Below are 22,163 nucleotides of genomic sequence, written 5' to 3' on the forward strand. Positions count from 1 at the left end.
AAATTTGACTAGAAAATGGTCGGGAAATATGGTGATTTTCTCGATGATTTTCCGAATGGTAATTTCGTTAAATTCTGTGATCTGCGTAGGATGTTCTCTAATGAATTTTTTCAAGTCTTCGAGGCGTTTGATATTTGCCTGCTGGCTCAGATTATTTTGTTCAGCTTCTTCCTGTTGTTCCCGAAGGCGAAAGATTTCATTGGCAATGGCATTATAGTTCTGGCGATTCGTAGCATGCTGAATGAGCTCTTGCTGTAATTCGTCCAGGCGTTTTTGGATACATTCTGGTGAAAGTGTATCGTTTTTTATAATGGTCTTGGTGATGTTTTTCTGCATCTGCAGCAAGAAGGTGTGGCTATCAGAAAGTATGTGGTTCATGGCCTTCATTGTGATTTCCTTCAGTAGATTTTCGTTCACTGTTCGATTGGTACAGTTTATCTCGGCGCCTCTTGGATCTAGGCGGCTGATGCAGCGCCAGACGATAGATTTGTGACCTCGATTGTTCCAATGGACGCGACGGTACAATTCGCCGCAAACGCCGCAGTAGGTAATTTGGGCAAAACAGTTATTACTGGAAAAACTATGCCTTTGGCCGGAAGGGCTGATATGGACAATGCGACGGCGAACTAACTCAGCTTGTACCTGGAGAAATATGTCTTTAGGAATAATGGCCTCATGATCATTTTCAACATAGTATTGCGGGACGAAACCGTTATTCTTGACACGTTTTTTGGTGAGAAAATCGACGGTATATGTTTTTTGCAAAAGCGCATCACCCATATACTTTTCGTTCCGCAAGATTTTATTAATCGTACTGTCATGCCATTTTTTTCGTCCGGCGCCAGTGAGGATGCCATCTGCTTCTAAATGCTTTCCTATTTTTTTCATACTATAGCCTTCGAGGTATTCGCGATAAATGCGCTTGACGACTTCTGCTTGTTCCGGATCGATGATAAGATGGCCGTTTTCGTCTTTGGTATAACCGAGAAAATGTTTATGATTGACCTGTACTTTACCTTGCTGGTAACGGTACTGGAGGCCTAGCTTTACATTTTGGGAAAGAGATTCTGATTCTTGCTGGGCTAAACTGGCCATGATGGTGATCAGCACTTCACCTTTGGCGTCCATCGTGTTGATGGATTCTTTTTCAAAAAGGACTGGAATATTTTTTTCTTTAAGCTGACGGATGTATTTCAGGCAATCGAGGGTATTGCGGGCGAAGCGGCTGATGGACTTGGTGATGATCATGTCGATGTTGCCAGCCATACATTCCTGGATCATACGGTTGAATTCATTGCGCTTTTTCGTGTTTGTACCCGAAATGCCGTCATCAGCAAAGATGCCGGCGAGAACCCAATCCGGATGGCTGCTGATGAATTCTTTGTAATGCGAAACTTGCGTTTCATAACTTGTTTCTTGTTCATCCGAATCGGTACTGACCCGGCAGTAGGCAGCTACACGCAGCTTCTTTTGTTCCGGTTCTTTTTCGATATTTCCCATGCGTTTTCTGGCGGGGATGATCATAACTTTTTTCATTATATTGCCTCGCTTTCAATGAGACTATAGAGATATTCTGCCTGCAGCCTCGGATCGTCATAGTGTTCTTCTGCCTTATCGAAGGTCTCCTGATCGATGATGGCCGGGTAGAAATCGTCGCCGAGGTAATGCCTGTTTTGCATCAGGCGCTTTGCCGAGCTGTGGTAGGTCTCGATCCCTGCCTCGATGGCCGCTTTTGACTGTGCCATCCCAGCAAAGTAATTCTCATAAAGTTTCCTGATCTTAGCGGCTTCTTCTTCGTGAATCACAGCGCAGCCGTTTTCGATTCTGTAGCCGTATGGTGTGTGCCCCATGTTCTCACTTCCTTTCCCTGAGCGTCAGACCGCATTTGAGCTCGAAGCGGATGTCATTTCTGGAATGTACGATGATCCGCTTTACAAACCTTTCAAAAAGATCGACGTCGAACTCGTGCAGCATGGCACTCTTTTCCGCAAAGTGCATCAGCGCCGTGGCTTCGGTGACCTTTGTCACATCCCCGGAGACCGTATTCTTTAGTGCGTCGATCTCATCCCGGAAGGTGTCCGCCTGCGAGAGCAGCTCGTTCGTCTCCTGACTGTAGAGCACCGGGTCGATGATGCCTTGCGTCATGAGCTTGGTGAGCGTTTCTCTCTTCTCGGTGTTCTGCGTCAGCAGGGTCTGTATCTGTTGAATGCGCCGGAGAGAATCATCTGTCGACACATTCTTAATTGCTTCCAAGTAGGGCTTCAGGATCAGCCGATGTGAGAAGATCAGCTTGTTCATCATTGTGATGAATGCCAGCTTCAGAGCCTCATCCTTCACAAAAAGCATGTGGCATCTGTTCTTATCCACGATGTGGGTGTTGCAGCACCATGCAGCGTATTTGTATCCGGTGCAGCTGTGAATCCGGCGCTTGAAGGTGTCGTCGCATTCTCCGCAGATGATTTTTCCGGAGAAAACGTAGCGGTTCTGGTATTTTTCGGTGCCTTTGACGACACCTTTCTCTGACGCCCGCTGTTTCACAAAAGCCTGTGCCGCTTCAAAATCCTCCCGACTGATGATCGGCTCGTGGTGATCCCTGACCATGTACTGCGCCTGCTCACCGTGGTTGCTATGCCGGACAAATTGTGAATCCGAGTAGGTTTTCTGGAAAAGGCAGTCGCCGACGTACTTTTCGTTTGAAAGCATCCCGCGAATGGTCGTGGCCGTCCATCGTCCGCCTCGCTTGGAAGGAACACCGCGCTGGTTCAGGTCATCCGCAATGGCGTGTGTGCCTTTGCCGGAGAGCAGGGCTGTGAAGATTTCCTTAACCACAGCCGCCTGTTCCGGATTGACGACCATCTGCTCACCATTCCAGTCGTAACCGTAGGGCGGGTAACTGCATTTGAAGGTTCCATTCTCGAAGCGCTTTTGGATTGACCATTTGCTGTTTTCCGAAATGGAAACTGACTCGCCTTCGGCCATGCTGGAGAGGATCGCCAGAAAAAGCTCGCTCTCCATCGAGCCGGTGTTGATGTTTTCTTTTTCAAAGAAAATGGGAATGCGCAGGGCGAGCAGCTTTCTAACCAGCTCTAAGCAGTCTGTTGTATTCCTACTGAAGCGGCTGATGGACTTTGTGATGATGAAATCCACCTTACCGGCCTTGCAGTCGTCGATGAGCCTCAAAAGCTCCGGACGCTTATCCTTCTTGGTGCCGGTGATGCCTTCGTCGTAGTAGAGGCCTGCAAACTCCCAGTCATCACGGGAAGTGATGTAATTTTCGTAGTGAGTTTTCTGAGCCTCAAGGCTTTCAAGCTGTGCATCGGAATCCGTAGAGACGCGGCAGTAAGCGGCTACCTTGATCTTCTTGAGCTTCACTTTTGCGCTCGTCGCTTGCTCTATTTTCGTTACTTTTCTCAAGGGAACTCCTCCTTTCCGTACGTCTATACATCACTCTAAAACGGCTACATATCAAGGTATTTTTGGCATTATTTCCGCGAACAGAGGGGAGAAAGTTTCCCGATTGATGGCGGTTAATTTGTTGAATTCAGCCACAGAAATCAGGCCGTCATCAAGCATGCCTTTTGCGATGTCCTGTGCCCGGCGATAGTCCAGATCACCCTGAATCCGCTCTTGCGTGAAATATCCAGATTGAGCATTTGTGTTTTCGTTTGGCATAACATATCCACCTCCAGTTTCCACTGGAGATTGGCGGGCGTTTTGAGCGGAGGATTTTTCACATAAACTAAAAAAGCCTGCGGGTATTCCGAAGAACACTCGCAGGCATAGCAGATTGGATATTTAGTTATTTCACTCTGATCTTCCAGCCGGTCAGGATGAGGTTGACGTTTTTTGATAAGTGTCGGGTTGAGCTTCTGGATTGCGAGGCCTGCGTGGATAGCGCGGTAGATTGTCGGAACGCTGACGAGATGGCAGTCATGCCCAGTGGCACATAGGCTCCCTTTTTGTTATAGGTAGTTCTCTTCAAACACCATTATAGCAAAGAAGTCTATGTGTCATTTTAATTTGGTTGTCTAGGAGCTGTTATCGATAGGTGTGCGGAGTTGATCGCCCAATTGGTCGCGGAGCCGGAAAATCTCATCAGCGATGGCATTGTATGGCTCTGATGTGGCGGTTGATAGAGTAAATATATTTCTCTATCAGCCGTTTTTTTGCTTATAAGTATTGACATATCGTGAAATATGGATATAATAAATGTATGGATAAGATTGAAATTTTTAAAGCACTATCAAATGAAACCCGGCTCAATATTATTGAGTGGTTGAAGGAACCGGAGAAAAACTTTCCGCCGCAGGGAGGTCATTTTGATGATATGGTGGATCTGAAAGGCGGTGTGTGTGTTGGAAGCATCCGCGACAAAGCCGGGATATCACAGTCAACCGTATCTCATTACCTAGATATGCTGCAAAAAGCAGGCTTGCTTCTTTCCGAAAGGCACGGAAAGTGGACATATTACAGACGGAATGAAGAGACTCTCGCTGCGCTGGCAGACTACTTCGGTCACGAAATTTAAGTTGTGCATAGATTAGACGGGATGAAGATCCCGTTTAATTTAAACCATCACATATCGACAAAGCGAGACATAAAGATATATAGAAACGAGGAGGAATTCGTATGCATTTTTCATGTGGAATCGTCAGACCGCCTTATGAGGCTGGTTCCTGTTTTTTACAAGTAACGTCGGGTTGTTCGCATAATAAGTGCCGCTTTTGCACCTTTTACAAGGAAGCACCTTTTTCCGTATCTCCGGAGAGTGAGATACGGGAAGATCTTCAGGAGATCCGGGATTCCGGATGGGAGGTAAAGCGGATTTTTCTGCAGGGGGCAGATCCGTTCCTGCTGAGCTACGACAGGCTTAAAAGAATCATGGACCTGATAAAAGAATACCTGCCCTGGGGTGTTTCCGTCGGCGGATATGGCAGGGTGGATAGTGTAAGGAACAAGTCTGTAGGTGAGCTGAAGTCGTTGAAAGAGATGGGATACGACATGATCGTATTCGGAATCGAGTCGGGCGATGATGCTGTCCTCGATAAGATGAACAAGGGCTATCATGCCAGTGATATAGTGGAACAGCTCTCCAAGCTGGATGAAGCAGGAATGCATTATTCCGTCATCTTCTTATACGGACTGGGAGGCCATGATTATGGTATGGGGCATGCCATTAAAACGGCAGAAGTGTTGAACCATCTGTCGCCCGTCAGGGTGCTGGCTTCCGGACTCTCCATCTTCCCTGATACGCCGCTTATGGAAGAAGTGAGAAGGGGTGAGTTCGTAGAGGCTACAGAGACAGAAAAGATACAGGAACTGTATACCTTTGTGAAGACGCTTGATATCCACACGCTGCTGGATGCGACGAATGTCTCCAACATGATGCCGGTATATGGACATCTTCCAGAGGACAAAGAGAAGATACTGGCGATGCTCAAACAGGGTGCAGACGAACAGGGGGAAGAGCGATTGCGGATGCGAAGAGACAGCATGAGAAGCCTGTGACCAGGATAAAAAGGCGGTATTTAGCACATCCGGAATTGGAAGTAACGGCGTTATTATAACTTCAAACTCAAAAAGCGCTGTCTTCATGCGACAGCGCTTTTTTCGGACTCAAATGCGGCGTTCCGCACGCCGTTCGTCATAAATTCCGGCTGTGCATAGGATTCACACGGGGCAGAAAGGCTTTGGGCGTCCCCTATGAAATCGCATACTGGTGATGGAAAAGAACGCAGATTGCAAAAAAACGGCCATATAAGAATATTTCTATGTTGCAAATACGACGGATGACCTTGCCGCTATCTGTTATACTCAAGATGTTCCAAGAAACCAACGCATGAAAATAGATTATGCGAGAAAAGGAAGCGATACTATGATTACGAAAGACATGACTTTAGCTGACGTTGTAAAAGCTCATCCGAATACGATTGGATTCCTGAATGGATTGCATCTTGATTACTGCTGCGGCGGACATGATCCTATTGCCATGGCTGTCCGTGAAAAGGGTCTGGACGTGGATAAATTCCTGGCCGAACTCAATCAGGCAGCTGCCAAAAAGGCGACGCAGCGGGACGTCCATGATGATATCGAAGCGTTCAAGACGCTTAAAGTCACGGAGATGCTTGACGATTTGGAAGCGACGCATCACGTGACAGACCGCAGACTCATGGCTGAAACAGAAGAACTCCTCAACAAGATTCTCATCGTCCATTATCCGCATCATGGTAAAATGCTCACGCGCCTCCATCATCTCTATGCCGGCCTGAAAGCAGAACTGGAAGAACATTTTGCCAAGGAAGAACAGCTCGTGTTCCCGTTGATGCGCCAGCATCCGCATCCGGACAGCCAGACGCTGTCACTTATCCAGGACCTGGAAACGGAGCACACCGGTGCCGGCGACGTCATCAAAGAAATCCAGGAACTGACGGATAACTTCACGCCGCCAGCAGATGCTTGCCCGACCTTCCGCCACACGTATGTTGTCATGGAACAGCTCTTTGACGACATCTTCATCCATATCTTCAAGGAAAACTCCATCGCCTTCCCTGAATACGCCGAACAAGTCTAACGATAAGAAAAAATCACCTGTTCCAACGGTCTGATTCGGATCTTTGAGACAGGTGATTTTTATATTTTAGAAAGACTGAGCTCAAGCAGTGGAATGACAGGCCTTTGTCAAAGATGGTATAATGGGATAACTGAAAGGGGGGCTATGCTTGCCATTTTATACTTATGCGTATGTCGAAAGTCAGGCCCATGTGAGCTACTGGTTCCAGTATGGACTGATTTTTTTTATTTTAGCGGCACTAGTCATCATCAGCATCAAATATATGCGTAACCGCTTGCGGACGAAGTATCGCGACTTGAGTATCATCCTGCTGCTCATCGGTATTTTCCTGTGCGGTACGAACTGGGATAGTTTCAGCCGCCAGCGGGAAACTACGGAAAACACGTCTAAAATGACGGCTTTTTTGGATACCTTCAGCGATAACATGACGTTGTCGAAGTCGGACTTAGCCGTCAATTCCCTGCGCCTGCAAAACGGGATGCTGGTCAAAGTGCGCGATGATTATTATCGCATCGATTTTACGAATGATTATACAGCCTATCGCATCAACCGTGTCTATTTGATCCATAAAAAAATTAAGCTTGTCGACGTTTCGAAATAGGAGGGCCTATGTTTCCATATTCCATGGTTTTTGCTAAATTAGGATTGGGCTTATTGGCCCTTATTTTACAAATTAATTTGTTAGGCAAAAGGAACCTGGCACCGTCATCGGCACTGGACCAGATCCAGAATTATGTCCTTGGCGGCATCATCGGCGGTGTCATCTATAATGATACGGTCAGCATCATCCAGTTTCTCATGATTCTCGTCGTCTGGACAATCCTGGTCATGGTCCTGAAATTCTTGAAAGCGAACAGCCGGCTGGTGAAGATCCTCGTCGATGGCAAACCGGTTATCCTGATCGAACAGGGCGAATTACAGACTGAAACGTGCCTGCGCTATGGCATCCAGGCTTTTGAACTGCAAATGAAGCTGCGCGCTGCCGGTGTCCAGCGGATTCAGGATGTAAAGCGCGCTGTCCTCGAACAGAACGGCCAGCTGACCGTTGTTCAGATGGGGGAAAAGAATATCCGCTTCCCGTTGATTGCCGATGGACAAGTGAACCCCGATGTATTGAAACTCATCGATAAAGACGAGGCCTGGCTGAACCAGGAATTACACCGTCAAGGCTATGAACCGCGAGACATTTTCCTGGCAGAATATCTGGACGGGCAGGTCCTGCTGTACCCATATCCGCCGGAATCGGGGACCAAGAAAGGCTGACTGCTGCACCTTGTTTGGAAGATGAGGTATATTGAACCTCTCCCGCTTATAGAAGCGGGAGATTCTTGAGAAGATTGCGGTTTAAGTTTCCTCCTAAAATCAGGATAGCCTTATTCTCAAAGGGCTGTCCAAAAGCCTCTTACACAGTCCCTTGAAATCGAAGTTCTGCTTACTTTTACGGAGTATGTTGGCGGCGCCGTTGATGTCGGCATTGGCCGTCCTGCCGTCAGCGAAACGGTACAGGCCGCGCCGGATATTTCAATTCATGGTTTGCGGCACACCCATGCTTCTATTTTACTCTTTGCCGGGGTTTCCATTGCCAGTGTAGCTCGACGATTAGGTCATGCGGCACTTTGTTACGCTGGTCATGTATTTTGCAGAAAATCTACCGACTGCTATCACGGCAAGAAACATGGTATAATGAAAGAAAAATGTCAGAAAGAAGTGGAATCTATGATTAAACGTTGTAATCATGACTGTGATTTTTCTTGTCAGCAGTCAGAAGATCAGAAGATGCGTGTCATTGTTGAAGAGCATGAGAAATTGTCACCGAATCTTATTTTTGAAATCATCCGCCACGATGGCGAGCTGGAATTGGAACGGCCGGCCTGGCCTTTGATTTTGTCAGCCTTGGCGGCAGGCTTGATGATTTCGTTTTCGTTTTATTTCCGCTCTATCATCCATGTCTATGTCGGCCAGGCTCCCTGGACGGGGGCGATTACGGGCTTCGGCTATACGACGGGGTTCTTGATCGTCATTCTCGGGCGCTTGCAGCTTTTTACGGAAAATACGATTACGACGGTCATTCCTGTCTTCCGCGTACCTTGCTGGGAAAATTTTCGGAAACTCCTGCGCTTGTGGGGCATCGTCTTCGGCGCCAATATCGTCGGTACAGCCATTGCGGCGCTTTTCATGTCCAGCCCGGTCTTTACGACGCCGGAAATTACGCAGTGTCTCCTGACCGTGTCGCATCACATCATGGCGCCGGACGCGATGGACAACATCATGCGCGGCATCCCGGCAGGTATGCTCATCGCCGCTATTGTCTGGATCATGCCTATGTCGCGGAGCTTCGCTTTCTTTACGATCTTGACCTTTACCTATTTCATCTCCATCGGCAACTTTGCCCATGTCGTCGTCGGCTCTTGTGAAGCCGCCTATGACGTCCTCATGGGTGGTTCTGACCTGTACGATTATTTCTTCCGCTTCCTCCTGCCGACAGGCCTGGGCAATATCATCGGCGGCACTGGTGTCTTTACGCTCCTCGTGTCAGCCCAGGTACGCAGTGAAAATGGGAAGCAGCTCGATTGAGGAACTGAAATGAAATCTGTCGTTTCCGTATTCAAAGAGAATCTGGTACTTGTCCTGGCGGTAGTGGCGGCATCGGTGTCGATGCTGGCCGTACCGCCTTCGGCGTCCTATGCCGGGTATATCAATGTGCCTGTACTGGCTATTTTGTTCTGCCTCATGGTCGTCATCGGCGGTTTGCGGGAAAGCGGTGTCTTTGCGGCCGTGCTGGCGCGTCTCTTGCTCCGACTGGGGACGATGCGCCAACTGGCGGCGGTCCTGGTCTTTGCCTGTTTTTTTGTCAGTATGTGGGTGACCAACGATGTGGCGCTCTTGACCTTTGTGCCTTTTTCCCTGATGGCCCTGCCGAAAGTGGCCAGTGAGAAGCAAATGGCGCTTGTCATCGTCCTCCAGACGCTGGCGGCCAATCTGGGTAGTATGTGTACGCCCGTAGGCAATCCGCAGAACTTGTATCTTTATTTTTACTACGCCATGGATCTGTCCTCGTTTCTGCTGTTGCTCCTGCCCTATACCCTGGTATCCTTCCTGTTGCTGGCGCTGTCCCTGTTCCGCTTGCCGGGAACGCCGATTCCCATTTCCGTGCGGCTGGCAGCCCGGCGGACACGGAATCTGCCTGTATTGGCTCCGTCGCGGCAGCTCTGGATTTTGGGCGGGATGTTTTTCCTTTCCCTGCTCGCTGTGGCGCATGTGCTCGACTATCGTCTGGCCCTGGCCTTTGTCGTGGTCATCACGGCCCTGACGCGGCCCCAGTATTTCCGTTATGCTGATTACCGGCTTTTGGGTACCTTTGTGGCCTTTTTTATCCTCGTAGGCAATCTGAGCCAGCTGTCTGGCTTCAGGGACCTGTTGACGGGATATCTGGACGGTCATGAGTTCCTCATGGCCCTTTTGGCAAGCCAGGTCATCAGCAATGTGCCGGCCGCCGTCCTCCTGTCGGGGTTTACTGATGATGCGGCGGCTTTGCTGCTGGGAACCGATATCGGAGGCCTGGGGACGCTGGTCGCCTCCATGGCCAGTCTCATTTCCTATGGCATGTACGTCCGGGCCTGTCCCCGACAGCAGGCAGGGTATCTGAAACTATTCACCCAGCTCAACCTGGCCTACCTGCTGGTACTGGTCCTGATTGCCTGGCTCTGTCATCAGCTGGGGGTATGACGGGTGCTGGCGAATCGTATTGACGGAAAGGGAAGAACATGTTAGAATGATGCTAATTTTATAGGAACACCGCTTCTGTCACCGGACAGGAGAAATGAGGTGTCTGGGAGTTGTCGTAGGTACGGCATGATTACATGCTATAAGACAATTCCTGGACACCTCTGTTTTTTTAGGAGGGATTATCATGATTCAAATGCATATGCAGCAGGGGCTTTCACAGGATGCCCGGATTATCCGGCAGGAGGTATTTGTAGAAGAACAAGGATTTCACCATGAGTTTGATGAAATCGACTCAAGGGCCTGGCATCTGGTATTATATGAAAATGAGCAGGCCGCTGGCTGCTGCCGTTTCTTTTCATCTGACCAGCCGGGAGTGTATATCCTGGGACGACTGGCCGTGCGGAAGTCCTTCCGGGGCAGGCAGTACGGGGAGCAACTGGTACGGGAAGCGGAAGCCTGGCTGCGCGGCCGCCAGGTGAAACGGCTGGCCTTGTCAGCTCAGGTCCGGGTACGTCCCTTTTATGAAAAATTAGGATTTACCGCATCGGGTGACGAATATCTGGATGAGTATTGTCCTCACATCCATATGGAAAAGGAGCTGGGAAAATGAGTCTGACCTACTGGATTCCCTTTTTCATCGTTGTCCTTGGTAACATAGGCTATCATATGGTAGCCAAGGCGACGCCGACAGCAGCCCCGCCTTTTCTGGCCCTCAGCGTGACTTATCTAGTCAGTTTTCTCCTGTGTGCTGCTGCTTACGTGGTGACCGGACCTTCTCTGCGGCAGGATCTGTCGGCCTTAAACTGGGCGAGTGCTGCCTGGGGACTGACGCTGGTCGCCGTCGAATTTGGCTACATCCTATTATACCGGGCTGGCTGGAAAATCAGTATGGCCTCCCTCCTGGCTAATGTCAGCGTAGCGCTCCTTTTAGCAGGCATCGGCGTCCTGCTGTATAAAGACGTCCTGATGCCCCGGCAGATCATCGGCATCATCCTGTGCCTGGCCGGCGTCTTTTTCCTGCGACCCTAAAAAGATAGGGCCTTGGGGGATGAACGAAATTATGGAACTAGCTTATGCAAGGGTGCTCACGTGCCTTTTCGGGCCTGGTGGGAATGGGTCATTAATGGAAAATGAGATGAGGGAGACTTGGCAGGCGTTTCGATGCTTCCCAGTCAACTGCAGCCGCCGTAGTCCGGCCCAGTGACTGCTCAATAGCGGCCCGAAGAATATACCAGCTTGGGGGAACAGGATATTTGTGCATGTTCAGGAGATCGATGCCCTTGGTGGCACAAGACAACGCCTGGACCGCGTTCCCTAATTTCCATTGAATCCATGCTTCTTGTTGATACGTACTGCCCACGAACGGGTAGTACGTATTTTTTTCCTCTTCAGACAGCTTATTACGGGAAATCCGGCACTCCTTCAGGGCTTCTTCGTATTTACCGGCTCGAGTCAGAAGGCGGGCATAGTCCAGATGGCCGCGGGCGGGGTTTTTATCCTGCTTGAGATAGTTACTCTTTCTGTCCCATCATATATTCATAGACGATGGCAAGACTATTCAAGAGAGTATCATTGGGATTTTTGCGGAGTCCCTGTACGGTGGTTGCATAGCCGGCCCCAGGGTTTCCATCCATCATATCATAGAGACTGCGGATCCCATAAGGAAGCGGACTGTTCGGCGCATGAACGGTCATTTGATCCAGATGGCTTTCTGTTCCAGCGTCATCGCCGTAGTACCAGGACAGGCCGGCAAGCGATAAATCCTGCCAGGCTGACTCAGGGAAGGATTGATTATATTCTTTTTGATAGAGAATGGACAGGAACAGTAACTATGACGACAGGGGAGCAAAGGCGTCATTTGAACGGAGCTCCTGGTCGCGGGCATGATGTTCTTTGACAATAGTATCCAGCCGCTTTTGCCTTTGAGCTGCATCGGGGGGAACGGGGGCTGTTATCGTATCCTGAAAGGCATCACGCACGTCTTTATCAGGCAGATCTTTATTCAGTCGGTACCGCAGGACGCCATTCTTGTCGATTAATAGCAACCGGGGCAGGGAATGGGTATATAGGTGGTAGTCTCCTGTAAGAACGGGAAAGGGGAAGGCTTCTTCTTTCAGCCAGTTTTCTATTTTGCTCGTCCTGCCAGTCTGTATGACAAAGAAGTTCATCTGTTCGTGATATGAAACATAGGCTTTTTTTGTGAAATCCGCATAAGCCGTATTGGCAGAACCGGGTATAGAAGATGCGATGAAAAGCGCTGCAGGTCTGTTTCCTGTTGTTACTGTTACGGGGTGTCCCGAATCTTTGCTGATAAATCCGGTAACAGGAACGGCTGTACCGGCCGACGCTTCCGAAACAGGAATCTGGATGGGGCGGGAGTTTTTAGCCGGCGTTGTTTTTTCCCGTTTCGTTAGAGAAGGAACGGTTTCTGTCTGCACGATTTCGTTTTTGTGCTGTATCGCCGCAGGTGCAACTGCAGCTGGTGTGTCGGCAGCCATGACCGTATACCCTGTCAGAAAAAGACCTGTCACGGCCAGTGCAATTTGACGTCGTAATAGTTTCATGGTTTAACCCTCCTGTCTGAGATATATTATAACTTCATTTTTGCATGCTCTGGTACGGGATGTCAATCCTTTGTCTGGAGACAATAGGGCGAAATGGCAGGAAGCCGGAAAAGATGTTATAATAAAATAACTTAGTTGCTGACCGACTAAGAAAAGCGACTAAGAAAGCGACCAAGATAGAGACCAAGTTAGCGATATAAACCATTTTTTCGTGGGTGCTCCGTAATGAAAATGTGAAAGGATGATTGAAATATGGAAATAGAGCACATTGCAATGTATGTTAATGATTTAGAAGCAGCAAGAGAATTTTTCATTAAATATTTTGGGGCTTCTTCAAATAATGGATACCATAATCCGAAAACGGATTTCAGGTCTTATTTCCTGACTTTTGAAAAAGGACCGAGACTTGAAATTATGAATAAGCCCGCGATGGAAGACCTGGAGAAGCCCCAGAATCGGACGGGATTGGTTCACATTGCTTTCCGGACAGGGAGTAAGGAAAACGTAGATACATTGACTGCCCGGATGAAGGCTGATGGTTATGAGGTCGTCAGCGGGCCGCGGACCACGGGTGATGGATATTATGAAAGCTGTGTTGTGGCTCTTGAAGGCAATCAGATAGAAATTACGGTATAGTTTGTAAGCGGAGAGTTACGCGATATTTATTTGTTCAAAAAGTGGTAAACCGCTGCTATACAAGATACAGAAAAAATCACTTGGTCGCTGACCGACTAAGATAACGACCAAGATAGCGACTAAGTTATAGAGACACGTGCATCGCCATCCCTGAATACGCCGAACAAGTCTGAATATAAGAAAAAACACCTGCTTCAAGGGTTTGATGCTACCCTTTGAAACAGGTGATTTTTATATAGAAATTTTTTTATTTGCAATTAGTCCTAGCAGTCTGCGAGAGGGACCAGAAGGTTTATTTTTTCCGGATTCCCAAGCTTCTATTGTCTTTTTTGAAACACCAAAGTATTGTGCAAATAATTTTTGTGTCAACCCTAACTGATTTCGTATGTCTCTTATTTCGTCACTTGAATATGTAGTTATTGGCTCAATGTCAATTTTTCTTTTATGTCTAGGAAGATGCTTGGTCTGGGTATCTAAAATAGCGTCATTCAGCGATTCAGATAACAAATCAAATGCTTTGCTCATGGAGAACACCTCGCTTATAAATTCGATTCCAAGATATCAATTTGCTTTTTCAAATGATTTCGTTCTTCTTTCGTTAAATTTTCTAACTCATTTCGCCGTAAATCTTCATCATTGAAACCTAACGCTGTCCAAGAACGTGTAAAAGGGCGTGTCTGAATAAATGTTCTTTTAATTTCCAATTTAGTACCTCCATCTATATTTTACCCTATTCAATAGGATGAATACAAGTGCTTTTTATGATAAAATAAGAAGGAAAGTGTAAAATAGTTTGTGTAAACAGGTTATTGGACAGGAAGCCTATATCCTGCTGTAATGGAGGGAAGCCTGGTCTAAAAATATGAAAGGGAAGGGTACGGCTATGATTGATGGAGAGCGCTTGAAAGATGTTTTAGTGCAGTATAAAAAAGATTTTGTACCGAAACATTGGCAGGATGAAAAGTATAAATGGGAAGCACTCAAATGGTTTCAAGACAACTGGAATATTAAGGCAACGGATTTTGCGGATATGCTCAACCGTTCGTTTTCCCAAACCTATAATCTGCTGGCATCGATGAATAATTTCCCGGCCAAGATGATTACTAGTTTTGCTGAGACCGCTCCAGAGGACGTACGCTCGATGTATAGCGATTTGTTTGATGAGAGCAAGGATATATATGAGCGAATCAATACCTTTAAACTGCAATCGGATTTTCTTCTCAAAAAATATGGAAAGGGAGCAGGACAGCATTATCAGTCTGAGAATGCCATCACGACCTATCTGTGTCTGCGTTATCCGGATAAATATTACATATACAAATACAGCGAAGTAAAGGCTGTATCAGATGAATTGGGCAGCGACTATACATTCAAGAAAGGCGCGTATGCAGATAATCTCAGAAATTTTTACTCTTTGTATAATGAAATCTGTGAGCATCTGAAGCAGGACGACGAACTCGTGAACTTATTCAAGAGCCAGCTGACGGATGCCTGTTATCCGGATCCATATCTGAAAACACTGACTTTTGATGTGGGTTTTTATATTTCCCGTGATTATTCAAAGCGTAGTGAAGCAGAATCTTCTGATGCTGAGTGGTATCCCTCGCCAGAAGAATATGCTCCGGGAATCACAACAGCCGAGTGGATTGATCTGCTTGAAGACAAAAGTGTTTTTACACAGAGCAGCCTTGAAATCATGAAAAGAATACAGGACTATGGCGGAGCTGCTACGTGTACGCAGCTTGCTGCAAAGTATGGAGAAAGTAAGAACTTTTATAATGCTGGTTCTGTGGGGCTGGCAAAACGAGTCGTTGAAAAGACGGGATGCCCTGTCATGCCGAAGAATGTTGACAATTCTCGATGGTGGCCCATTCTCTATATCGGCAGATATACAGCCAAAGATGAGAAGGGAAGTTACGTATGGAAGTTGCGCCGTGAATTAGCCGCTGCATTGAACCGGGTGGATTTGAGCGGCGTAGCTCTTTATGCCAAATCAAAAGGTGAGGGAGAACCCAAGTATTGGTGGCTGAACGCCAAACCAAAGATATGGAGCTTTTCTGACCTGCAAGTCGGTGAAGTACAAGACTATACACTTTATAATGCCAACGGCCATAAGCGGCGCATTTTCCAGAACTTCATAGATGCCAGAACGGGCGATCTTGTCATTGGCTATGAATCCAATCCGGTCAAGCAGGTTGTAGCGCTTGTAAAAGTCAGCGCGGCGAATGACGGTCAGAAAATATGTTTTGAAAAAACGGAGTCCCTGGAAAACCCGATTGATTATCAGACATTAAAGGAATGTCCGGAGTTGGCGAAAATGGAGTTCTTCAAAAATCCGAACGGCAGTTTTTTCAAATTGACCAAGAAAGAATATGAGTTCATCATGGACATCATTCGCGATGAAAATCCGCGGAACTCTCATGAGGAGAAGATTCCATCGTATACGAAGCAAGACTTCTTGTCGGAAGTCTATATGACTGACGAAATGTACGACCGACTGGTGGGCGTGCTCAGCAACAAGATGAATATCATTCTGCAAGGCGCACCGGGTGTAGGCAAGACCTTTGCTGCCAAGAGGCTGGCTTATTCTATGATGGGAGAGAAAGACGACAACCGGATTGAATTCGTGCAGTTTCATCAGAATTATTCTTATGAAGACTTCATGATGGGATACAAACCGTCTGGAAATGGTTTTGAATTGAGGCATGGTGTGTTCTACCGTTTCTGCCAGAAAGCGGCCAATGAGCCGGATAAAAAATTCTTCTTCATCATTGATGAAATCAATCGGGGAAACCTGAGCAAAATCTTCGGTGAGCTCCTGATGTTGATTGAAAAAGACTACCGTGGGACAAAGCTGACGCTGGCCTATAATGGTATGCCGTTTACGGTTCCCCAAAATCTTTATATTATTGGCATGATGAATACGGCTGACCGTAGCCTGGCCATGATAGATTATGCCTTGCGCCGCCGGTTCAGTTTCTTCGAGATGGAACCTGGATTTGAATCAAAAGGATTCAAAGATTATCAACAGGCACTGGGAAACGATACGTTCAATGGACTTGTGAATCAGGTCGTTAAGCTGAATGCAGAAATCAGTCATGATAAATCATTGGGGAAAGGCTTCTGTATCGGGCACAGCTACTTTTGTGGAAGAACCAAGGAGAACTGCACCGATGAATGGATGAAGTCTGTCGTAGATTATGACATTCTGCCGATGCTTTCTGAATACTGGTTTGATGATGACAGCAACGTGCAGCGCTGGAAGAATTCCTTTAAGGAAGTATTTCAATGAGTAAGTATAAGCGCATCTTCATAAAGAACATCTACTATATGCTATCTTATGCCTTTACCACCTTGAAGCAATCTGTCTATGAGAATATCGAGAAGGAACCTTTCGATAACATTTATAATTTGTTTGCGGCAATTCTGGCAAAAGGAATCGGTCTTCATCTGAAACAGGGGTTGTATCGGGAATACATCAACTGTGTCGAGGATTTGACCGTCGTCCGCGGGAAAATCGACATGCCTGGTACTATCCGGAACAGGCTCCAGGCCCGGCTGGCCGTAACCTGTGATTATGATGAGCTGTCCGAGAATAACCTTTTGAACCAGATTCTGAAATCAACGGTTTTGCTGATCCTTAGGCAAAAGGATGTAGACGAAAAATACAAGGCAGAACTGAAAAAAGAAATGCTCTATTTTTCTGAAGTCGATGAAATAGAACTGTCCCAGATACGCTGGTTGGAGATTCGTTTGCAGAGAAATAACCGAACATACCAGTTGTTGCTCGCCATTTGTCAGCTCCTGGTTGAAAGTTCACTCATGACAACGGAAAACGGTGATTATCACTTAGCCAGTTTCATCGACGAGCAGCGAATGAGCCGGTTGTATGAAAAATTTATCCTGGAGTATTACGCACAGGAATTCGGACAGCGGATCAAGGGATTTTCGTCAAAAGCCCGGCAGATTCCCTGGCAGCTGGATGACGGCAACGATGCCCTGTTGCCAATTATGCAGACAGACATTACCCTTACGTATGGAATACAGACGCTCATCATTGATGCTAAGTACTACCAGCGGACGTTGCAGACAAACTTCAATGTACGGACGATTCATTCGGGAAATTTGTATCAAATTTTTACCTATGTGAAAAACAAAGAGGCAGAACTCAAAGGAACCGAGCATCGTGTTTCTGGAATGCTTCTCTATGCGAAAACCGATGAAAATCTCGTGCCGGACAATGTGTACCAGATGAGCGGTAACCAGATATCGGTGAAGACACTGGATTTGAATCAGGATTTTTCAGAGATTTCGAGGCAGTTAAACCAGATTGTGGCAGATCATTTCGGAGTTAACATATAGGGGAGCTGATCAGTCTAATATTCAAAGAAAGAAGCAAAAATGTATTAATTGTAGGGAGGTATTTGCAATGAATAAAAGCAAGATTTTGTTTGTCGTATGGATTATTGGTGTCATCCTGCTTCTCTTGGGCATGAAGTATGACATGAGAAATATATTTTCCTTGATTACAGGTATGATTATCGGGGGAGGAGCCGTCACCTTCCTCTATTTCAAAGCATGTCACGAAAAGACAACTGTCTGGATAAAAGTGTAGCAGCAATATCGCTACTACACTTTGGTCTAACTTATTGGGGGCACTACATAAAAAAGCGCTGTCTTCGTGCGACAGCGCTTTTTGATTACGAATGTTATTAACCTAATGTTTCGATAAAAGCCTTGACGACTTCCGGATCAAAGAGCAGGCCCGACGCGCTGAAGAGTTCGCGGACGGCCTGTTTTTTTGTCTTGGCCCAGAATTCAGCCGACGGATTGATGATCATGTCGTAGTAATCGGCGACGGCGATGATGCGGGCTCCCAAGGGGATGTTGGCGCCGCGCAGGTGTTTGGGGAAGCCCGATCCGTCCCAGTGTTCGTGGTGATAGCGGATATAAGGCACGATGTCCTGGCAGCAGGGGATGTTTTCCAGCATGTTGCCGCCGCCTGCGGCGTGGCGCTTGTACTGAGCCTTTTCCGAGCGGTTGAGGTAGGGCATCTTGGCCAGCAGGGTATTGGACACGAAAAGCAGGCCGACGTCATGCAGGAGGGCTGCATATTTGACCTGTTCGATTTCACTCTTGGGCAGCGTCAATTTGGCAGCGACGCTGACGCTATAGTTGGCGACCTGTAAGGAATGCATATACAAGCGCTGGCTCTTCAACTGTATGAAATTGAGCAATTCCGCTGTAATGGCGTCGAGGGACGTCATTTCTTCCCGGGCAATGCCCGCAGCTTGTTTCAGGGATACCATATACATGACCAACAAACCCTTTCGTCTGCAAACGTGTTACTTGTTCGTCGTCCGATGCGACCGGCGTACCTTCTGGGGATGACGGAGGATGTTGAACATCTTCACACTCGTCTTCTTGATACGGGCGCCGGTATTCTTCATGCGCCGTGCTGTAGTGATCTTGGACTTGCGTTTCGGGCGCATGTCGCGGATGGAGCCGAAATCGCCGCGGCGGATACTCGTCGCCTTGATGCGGTCTGAGCGCAGGTTTACTTTCAAGGCACTCATGATCTGGCTCGTCTTGAGATCGATATTAAAACTGTAGATGTCCACTGCCACGTAGGACAGGGTCGGATAGGCGTGAATACAAATATGGGCGTTGCCGGAAACGGCAATGCATGTCAGTTCGTCGTCGATATGGAAGAATGTAATCCCTTCGACAGGCGTGTCGACGAGGTCGAAAGCACGCTCTACCAAGGGCTGCAAGTCTTCGGCTTCCGTAAAGGTCGCTTTGCAGTTATAAAAATCGATGAGTACATGTTTTCCTAATGTGTTGTTCATAATCTCCACCCGTTACTTAGTTACAGCTTATTATATACTGTTTTCGGGCCGATGTAAACAGAAAAAAAGACCCGTTCCCGATGTTTTTTTTACATCAGGAACGAGTCCTTTGTGCGCCAGTCACTAGCCACTAGCTCATGCGGCATGGACACGCATGGGCGTGAAGGTGAAGTTGTTGCCATCGTAGCCGATGGTGACCGTATCGCCTTCGCGGATGGTACCGGCGATGATGTCGCGGCTCAGGGCCGTTTCGACGGTATGCGTGATCAGGCGGCGCAGCGGACGGGCACCGAACTGCGGGTCGAACCCTTTGTCTGCCAATTCCTGTAAGGCTTCGTCGGTCCAGGTGAGGTGGATCTTGACCTGTTTTTCCAGACGCTTGCCGAGGCGTTCCAAGAGGATAGCGGCGATGTTGCGTACCTGGTCTTTCTGGAGCGCTTTGAAGACGACGATGTCGTCAACACGGTTGAGAAATTCCGGACGGAAGTACTGTTTGAGCAGTTCGCGGACTTTCGCATTGGCTTCGTCGTAGTCCTTCGATTCGAGGATTTCGTGAGAGCCGAGGTTACTGGTCATGATGATGATGGTGTTCTTGAAGTTGACCACACGGCCTTTGCCATCGGTCAGGCGGCCATCGTCGAGAATCTGCAACAGGACGTTGAAGATATCCGGATGGGCCTTTTCGATTTCATCAAGGAGAATGACGCTGTACGGACGACGGCGGACGGCTTCCGTGAGCTGGCCCCCTTCATCATAGCCGACATATCCCGGAGGAGCCCCGATCAGACGGGATACGGTATGCTTTTCCATGTATTCCGACATATCGATGCGGATGATGTTACGTTCATCATCGAAGAGGGCTTCTGCCAAAGTCTTGGCCAGTTCGGTCTTGCCGACACCGGTCGGGCCGAGGAAGATGAAGGAACCGATCGGACGGTTCGGGTCTTTGATACCGGCACGGGCACGGATAATGGCATCGCTGACGACGCGGACGGCATCGTCCTGGCCGACGACCCGTTTATGCAACGTTTCGTCGAGGTGCAGGAGTTTTTCCCGTTCGCCGGTCATCATCTTAGTGACCGGGATGCCGGTCCAGCGGCTGACGACCTGAGCGATATCTTCTTCGCCGACTTCTTCTTTGAGGAGCTGCGAATCCTGGTGTTCCGCCAGGTAGGCTTCCTGTTCTTTCAACTGTTTCTGCAATTCCGGCAGTTTGCCGTACTTCAGTTCCGAAGCTTTGGCCAGATCGTAGTTGCGTTCGGCCTGGGCCATGTCACTCTTGACGGCGTCGATTTCTTTCTTCAAGCCCTGGGTGCGCAGGATGGACTGTTTTTCTTTATCCCACTGGGCTTTGAGCTTGCTTTCCTTTTCTTTCAATTCATTCTTCGTTTCCGTGATCTTAGCCAGCCGTTCTTTGGAAGCGTCGTCCGTTTCTTTGTTCAGGGACTGTTCTTCGATTTCCAGCTGCATGATCTTATGGCGCAGTTCGTCAATCGGCGTCGGCATGGATTCGATTTCCGTACGCAGTTTGGCTGCGGCTTCGTCGACGAGGTCGATGGCCTTATCCGGCAGGAAGCGGTCGGAAATGTAGCGGTCCGACAGAACAGCGGCAGCGACCAGGGCCTTATCACGGATGCGGACGCCATGATGGACTTCGTAACGTTCTTTCAGGCCACGGAGAATGGTGATTGTGTCTTCGACCGACGGCTGGTCAACCATGACCGGCTGGAAACGACGTTCCAAAGCGGCATCTTTTTCGATGTATTTCTGGTATTCATTGAGGGTCGTAGCGCCGATGCAGCGCAGGTCACCACGGGCCAGCATCGGTTTCAGGATGTTGCCGGCATCCATGGAGCCTTCCGAAGCGCCAGCGCCGACGACGGTGTGGATTTCATCGATGAAGAGAAGGATCTGGCCGTCGGATTTGGCGATTTCATTGAGGACCGATTTGAGTCGTTCTTCAAATTCGCCACGGTATTTGGCACCGGCGATGAGGGAGCCCATATCGAGGGAGTAGAGGGTCTTGTTTTTCAGCGATTCCGGAACGTCACCGCTGACGATACGGCGGGCCAACCCTTCGACGATAGCCGTCTTGCCGACACCAGGTTCACCGATGAGGACCGGGTTGTTCTTACGACGGCGGGACAGGATTTCGATGGTACGGCGGATTTCATCATCACGGCCGATGACCGGATCCAGTTTGTTCTGGCGGGCAGCGGCGGTCAGATCGCGGCCGTATTTTTCCAGGGCCTTGTAGTTTTCTTCCGGGTTATCACTGTTGACGTTAGCCTTGCGGTTAGCCTTGATGGTACTCATGATTTTGTCCTGCGTCAATCCGAATTCACGGCACAACTGCTGGACTTCGTCGTCGCTTTCGCTGACGATACCCATGAGGATGTGTTCCGTGCTGATGTATTCATCGTGCATAGAGTCTGCCAACTGCTGGGCTTTGCCGATGACACGGACCATTTCCGTCGACATGGACAACTGGCTGGAGCCCTTGACGGACGGAATCTTCTTCAGTAACTGTTCCAAGCGGGCCTGGAGCATGGGGACGTCGGTATGACATTCCGAGAAAATCGTGTTGAGCAGGCCTTCCGGTTCTTTTGTCAAGCCCATGAGCATATGGACCGATGAGAGTTCCTGGTTATAATGGAGCGCGGCGATCTGCTGGGCAGACTGGAAGGCTTCGATGACCTTTTGCGTATATTTTTCGTTTCCCATAATTAAGACCTCCTTACTTATGGTGGAAGTAATCATTCTTAGGAGCTTTCCTCAAGCTCTAGTATCATTATACCGTTAAAAGTCAAAAAGTCA

At 48.2% G+C, this 22,163-nt stretch carries 24 protein-coding genes and 1 pseudogene; 14 read left to right on the forward strand and 11 right to left on the reverse strand.

Going from position 1 to position 22,163, the window contains the following annotated elements; genetic code table 11:
* From NOS26_RS08970 to NOS26_RS08985, 4 genes are all read right to left on the reverse strand, one after another.
* Window positions 1–1,536: recombinase family protein (locus NOS26_RS08970; RefSeq protein ID WP_370687624.1), on the reverse strand; the 1,536-nt coding region annotated here is incomplete at its 3' end.
* Window positions 1,536–1,850 (reverse strand): integrase, encoded by a 315-nt coding sequence (locus tag NOS26_RS08975; RefSeq protein ID WP_014016955.1) that lies wholly within the window; start codon window positions 1,848–1,850, stop codon window positions 1,536–1,538. The genes NOS26_RS08975 and NOS26_RS08970, both read right to left, overlap by 1 nt.
* A gap of 4 nt (window positions 1,851–1,854) precedes the next feature.
* Window positions 1,855–3,414, reverse strand: coding sequence for a recombinase family protein (locus NOS26_RS08980; protein ID WP_014016954.1), 1,560 nt, complete (start codon window positions 3,412–3,414; stop codon window positions 1,855–1,857).
* 51 nt (window positions 3,415–3,465) lie between these two features.
* Complete coding sequence (locus NOS26_RS08985) at window positions 3,466–3,672, reverse strand: SHOCT domain-containing protein (RefSeq protein ID WP_014016953.1); 207 nt, start codon at window positions 3,670–3,672, stop codon at window positions 3,466–3,468.
* Window positions 3,673–4,213: 541 nt separating this feature from the next.
* On the opposite strand from NOS26_RS08985, the gene NOS26_RS08990 reads away from it, so the two are divergent.
* From NOS26_RS08990 to NOS26_RS09030, 10 genes and pseudogenes are all read left to right on the forward strand, one after another.
* Window positions 4,214–4,528: a helix-turn-helix transcriptional regulator gene (locus NOS26_RS08990; RefSeq protein WP_041647307.1), complete on the forward strand. Its 315-nt coding sequence runs from the start codon at window positions 4,214–4,216 to the stop codon at window positions 4,526–4,528.
* Between the two features lie 101 nt (window positions 4,529–4,629).
* Window positions 4,630–5,508 (forward strand): radical SAM protein, encoded by an 879-nt coding sequence (locus NOS26_RS08995; RefSeq protein WP_014016952.1) that lies wholly within the window; start codon window positions 4,630–4,632, stop codon window positions 5,506–5,508.
* Window positions 5,509–5,875: 367 nt separating this feature from the next.
* Window positions 5,876–6,571: a DUF542 domain-containing protein gene (locus NOS26_RS09000; RefSeq protein ID WP_014016951.1), complete on the forward strand. Its 696-nt coding sequence runs from the start codon at window positions 5,876–5,878 to the stop codon at window positions 6,569–6,571.
* Window positions 6,572–6,719: 148 nt separating this feature from the next.
* Entirely contained in the window at window positions 6,720–7,172 is a 453-nt protein-coding gene (locus NOS26_RS09005) for a DUF3290 domain-containing protein (RefSeq protein WP_014016950.1), read from the forward strand.
* An 8-nt stretch (window positions 7,173–7,180) separates the two neighbouring features.
* Entirely contained in the window at window positions 7,181–7,834 is a 654-nt protein-coding gene (locus tag NOS26_RS09010; RefSeq protein ID WP_014016949.1) for a DUF421 domain-containing protein, read from the forward strand.
* 249 nt (window positions 7,835–8,083) lie between these two features.
* Window positions 8,084–8,188 (forward strand): annotated as a pseudogene (locus NOS26_RS11725) (tyrosine-type recombinase/integrase); the annotation flags it as partial.
* 99 nt (window positions 8,189–8,287) lie between these two features.
* Window positions 8,288–9,145 carry a formate/nitrite transporter family protein gene (locus tag NOS26_RS09015; RefSeq protein ID WP_014016948.1) on the forward strand — a complete coding sequence of 286 codons (858 nt, stop codon included), beginning with the start codon at window positions 8,288–8,290 and terminating at the stop codon, window positions 9,143–9,145.
* 9 nt (window positions 9,146–9,154) lie between these two features.
* Window positions 9,155–10,297: an SLC13 family permease gene (locus tag NOS26_RS09020; RefSeq protein WP_014016947.1), complete on the forward strand. Its 1,143-nt coding sequence runs from the start codon at window positions 9,155–9,157 to the stop codon at window positions 10,295–10,297.
* Between the two features lie 184 nt (window positions 10,298–10,481).
* Entirely contained in the window at window positions 10,482–10,907 is a 426-nt protein-coding gene (locus tag NOS26_RS09025) for a GNAT family N-acetyltransferase (RefSeq protein ID WP_014016946.1), read from the forward strand.
* Entirely contained in the window at window positions 10,904–11,326 is a 423-nt protein-coding gene (locus NOS26_RS09030; RefSeq protein ID WP_014016945.1) for a hypothetical protein, read from the forward strand. Before NOS26_RS09025 ends, NOS26_RS09030 begins: the two co-directional genes overlap by 4 nt.
* 482 nt (window positions 11,327–11,808) lie before the next feature.
* Here NOS26_RS09030 and NOS26_RS09035 read toward each other — a convergent pair whose 3' ends face one another.
* Both NOS26_RS09035 and NOS26_RS09040 read right to left on the reverse strand, forming a co-directional pair.
* A complete protein-coding gene (locus NOS26_RS09035; protein ID WP_014016944.1) occupies window positions 11,809–11,991 on the reverse strand; it encodes a hypothetical protein in 183 nt (60 codons plus the stop codon).
* A gap of 135 nt (window positions 11,992–12,126) precedes the next feature.
* The gene (locus NOS26_RS09040; protein ID WP_014016943.1) at window positions 12,127–12,861 is read right to left on the reverse strand and encodes a hypothetical protein; all 735 of its coding nucleotides are present in this window, start codon (window positions 12,859–12,861) and stop codon (window positions 12,127–12,129) included.
* Window positions 12,862–13,113: 252 nt separating this feature from the next.
* Here NOS26_RS09040 and NOS26_RS09045 point away from each other — a divergent pair, with 252 nt between their 5' ends.
* Window positions 13,114–13,497, forward strand: coding sequence for a VOC family protein (locus NOS26_RS09045; protein WP_014016942.1), 384 nt, complete (start codon window positions 13,114–13,116; stop codon window positions 13,495–13,497).
* Between the two features lie 231 nt (window positions 13,498–13,728).
* Here the strand turns inward: NOS26_RS09045 and NOS26_RS09050 are convergent, their stop codons facing one another.
* Together NOS26_RS09050 and NOS26_RS09055 are read right to left on the reverse strand one after the other, a co-directional pair.
* Window positions 13,729–14,022: a DNA-binding transcriptional regulator gene (locus NOS26_RS09050; RefSeq protein ID WP_027895258.1), complete on the reverse strand. Its 294-nt coding sequence runs from the start codon at window positions 14,020–14,022 to the stop codon at window positions 13,729–13,731.
* A 14-nt stretch (window positions 14,023–14,036) separates the two neighbouring features.
* The gene (locus NOS26_RS09055) at window positions 14,037–14,201 is read right to left on the reverse strand and encodes a hypothetical protein (RefSeq protein ID WP_157868812.1); all 165 of its coding nucleotides are present in this window, start codon (window positions 14,199–14,201) and stop codon (window positions 14,037–14,039) included.
* 158 nt (window positions 14,202–14,359) lie between these two features.
* Here NOS26_RS09055 and NOS26_RS09060 point away from each other — a divergent pair, with 158 nt between their 5' ends.
* The 3 genes from NOS26_RS09060 (at window position 14,360) to NOS26_RS09070 (ending at window position 18,112) form a co-directional block, all read left to right on the forward strand.
* A complete protein-coding gene (locus tag NOS26_RS09060; protein ID WP_255917597.1) occupies window positions 14,360–16,789 on the forward strand; it encodes an AAA family ATPase in 2,430 nt (809 codons plus the stop codon).
* Window positions 16,786–17,859 (forward strand): 5-methylcytosine-specific restriction endonuclease system specificity protein McrC, encoded by a 1,074-nt coding sequence (gene mcrC / locus NOS26_RS09065; RefSeq protein ID WP_255917598.1) that lies wholly within the window; start codon window positions 16,786–16,788, stop codon window positions 17,857–17,859. The genes NOS26_RS09060 and mcrC overlap by 4 nt, the downstream gene beginning before the upstream one ends.
* A gap of 67 nt (window positions 17,860–17,926) precedes the next feature.
* Window positions 17,927–18,112: a hypothetical protein gene (locus NOS26_RS09070; RefSeq protein ID WP_014016939.1), complete on the forward strand. Its 186-nt coding sequence runs from the start codon at window positions 17,927–17,929 to the stop codon at window positions 18,110–18,112.
* A 97-nt stretch (window positions 18,113–18,209) separates the two neighbouring features.
* Here the strand turns inward: NOS26_RS09070 and NOS26_RS09075 are convergent, their stop codons facing one another.
* From NOS26_RS09075 to clpB, 3 genes are all read right to left on the reverse strand, one after another.
* Window positions 18,210–18,812 (reverse strand): HD-GYP domain-containing protein, encoded by a 603-nt coding sequence (locus tag NOS26_RS09075; protein WP_014016938.1) that lies wholly within the window; start codon window positions 18,810–18,812, stop codon window positions 18,210–18,212.
* A gap of 30 nt (window positions 18,813–18,842) precedes the next feature.
* The gene (locus NOS26_RS09080) at window positions 18,843–19,346 is read right to left on the reverse strand and encodes an S-adenosylmethionine decarboxylase family protein (RefSeq protein WP_014016937.1); all 504 of its coding nucleotides are present in this window, start codon (window positions 19,344–19,346) and stop codon (window positions 18,843–18,845) included.
* 135 nt (window positions 19,347–19,481) lie between these two features.
* Entirely contained in the window at window positions 19,482–22,070 is a 2,589-nt protein-coding gene (clpB, locus tag NOS26_RS09085; RefSeq protein WP_014016936.1) for an ATP-dependent chaperone ClpB, read from the reverse strand.
* Between the last annotated feature and the right edge of the window lie 93 nt (window positions 22,071–22,163).

Source organism: Megasphaera sp. SC8-1 (assembly GCF_024436295.1).
Classification (GTDB): Bacteria; Bacillota; Negativicutes; order Veillonellales; family Megasphaeraceae; genus Megasphaera; species Megasphaera elsdenii.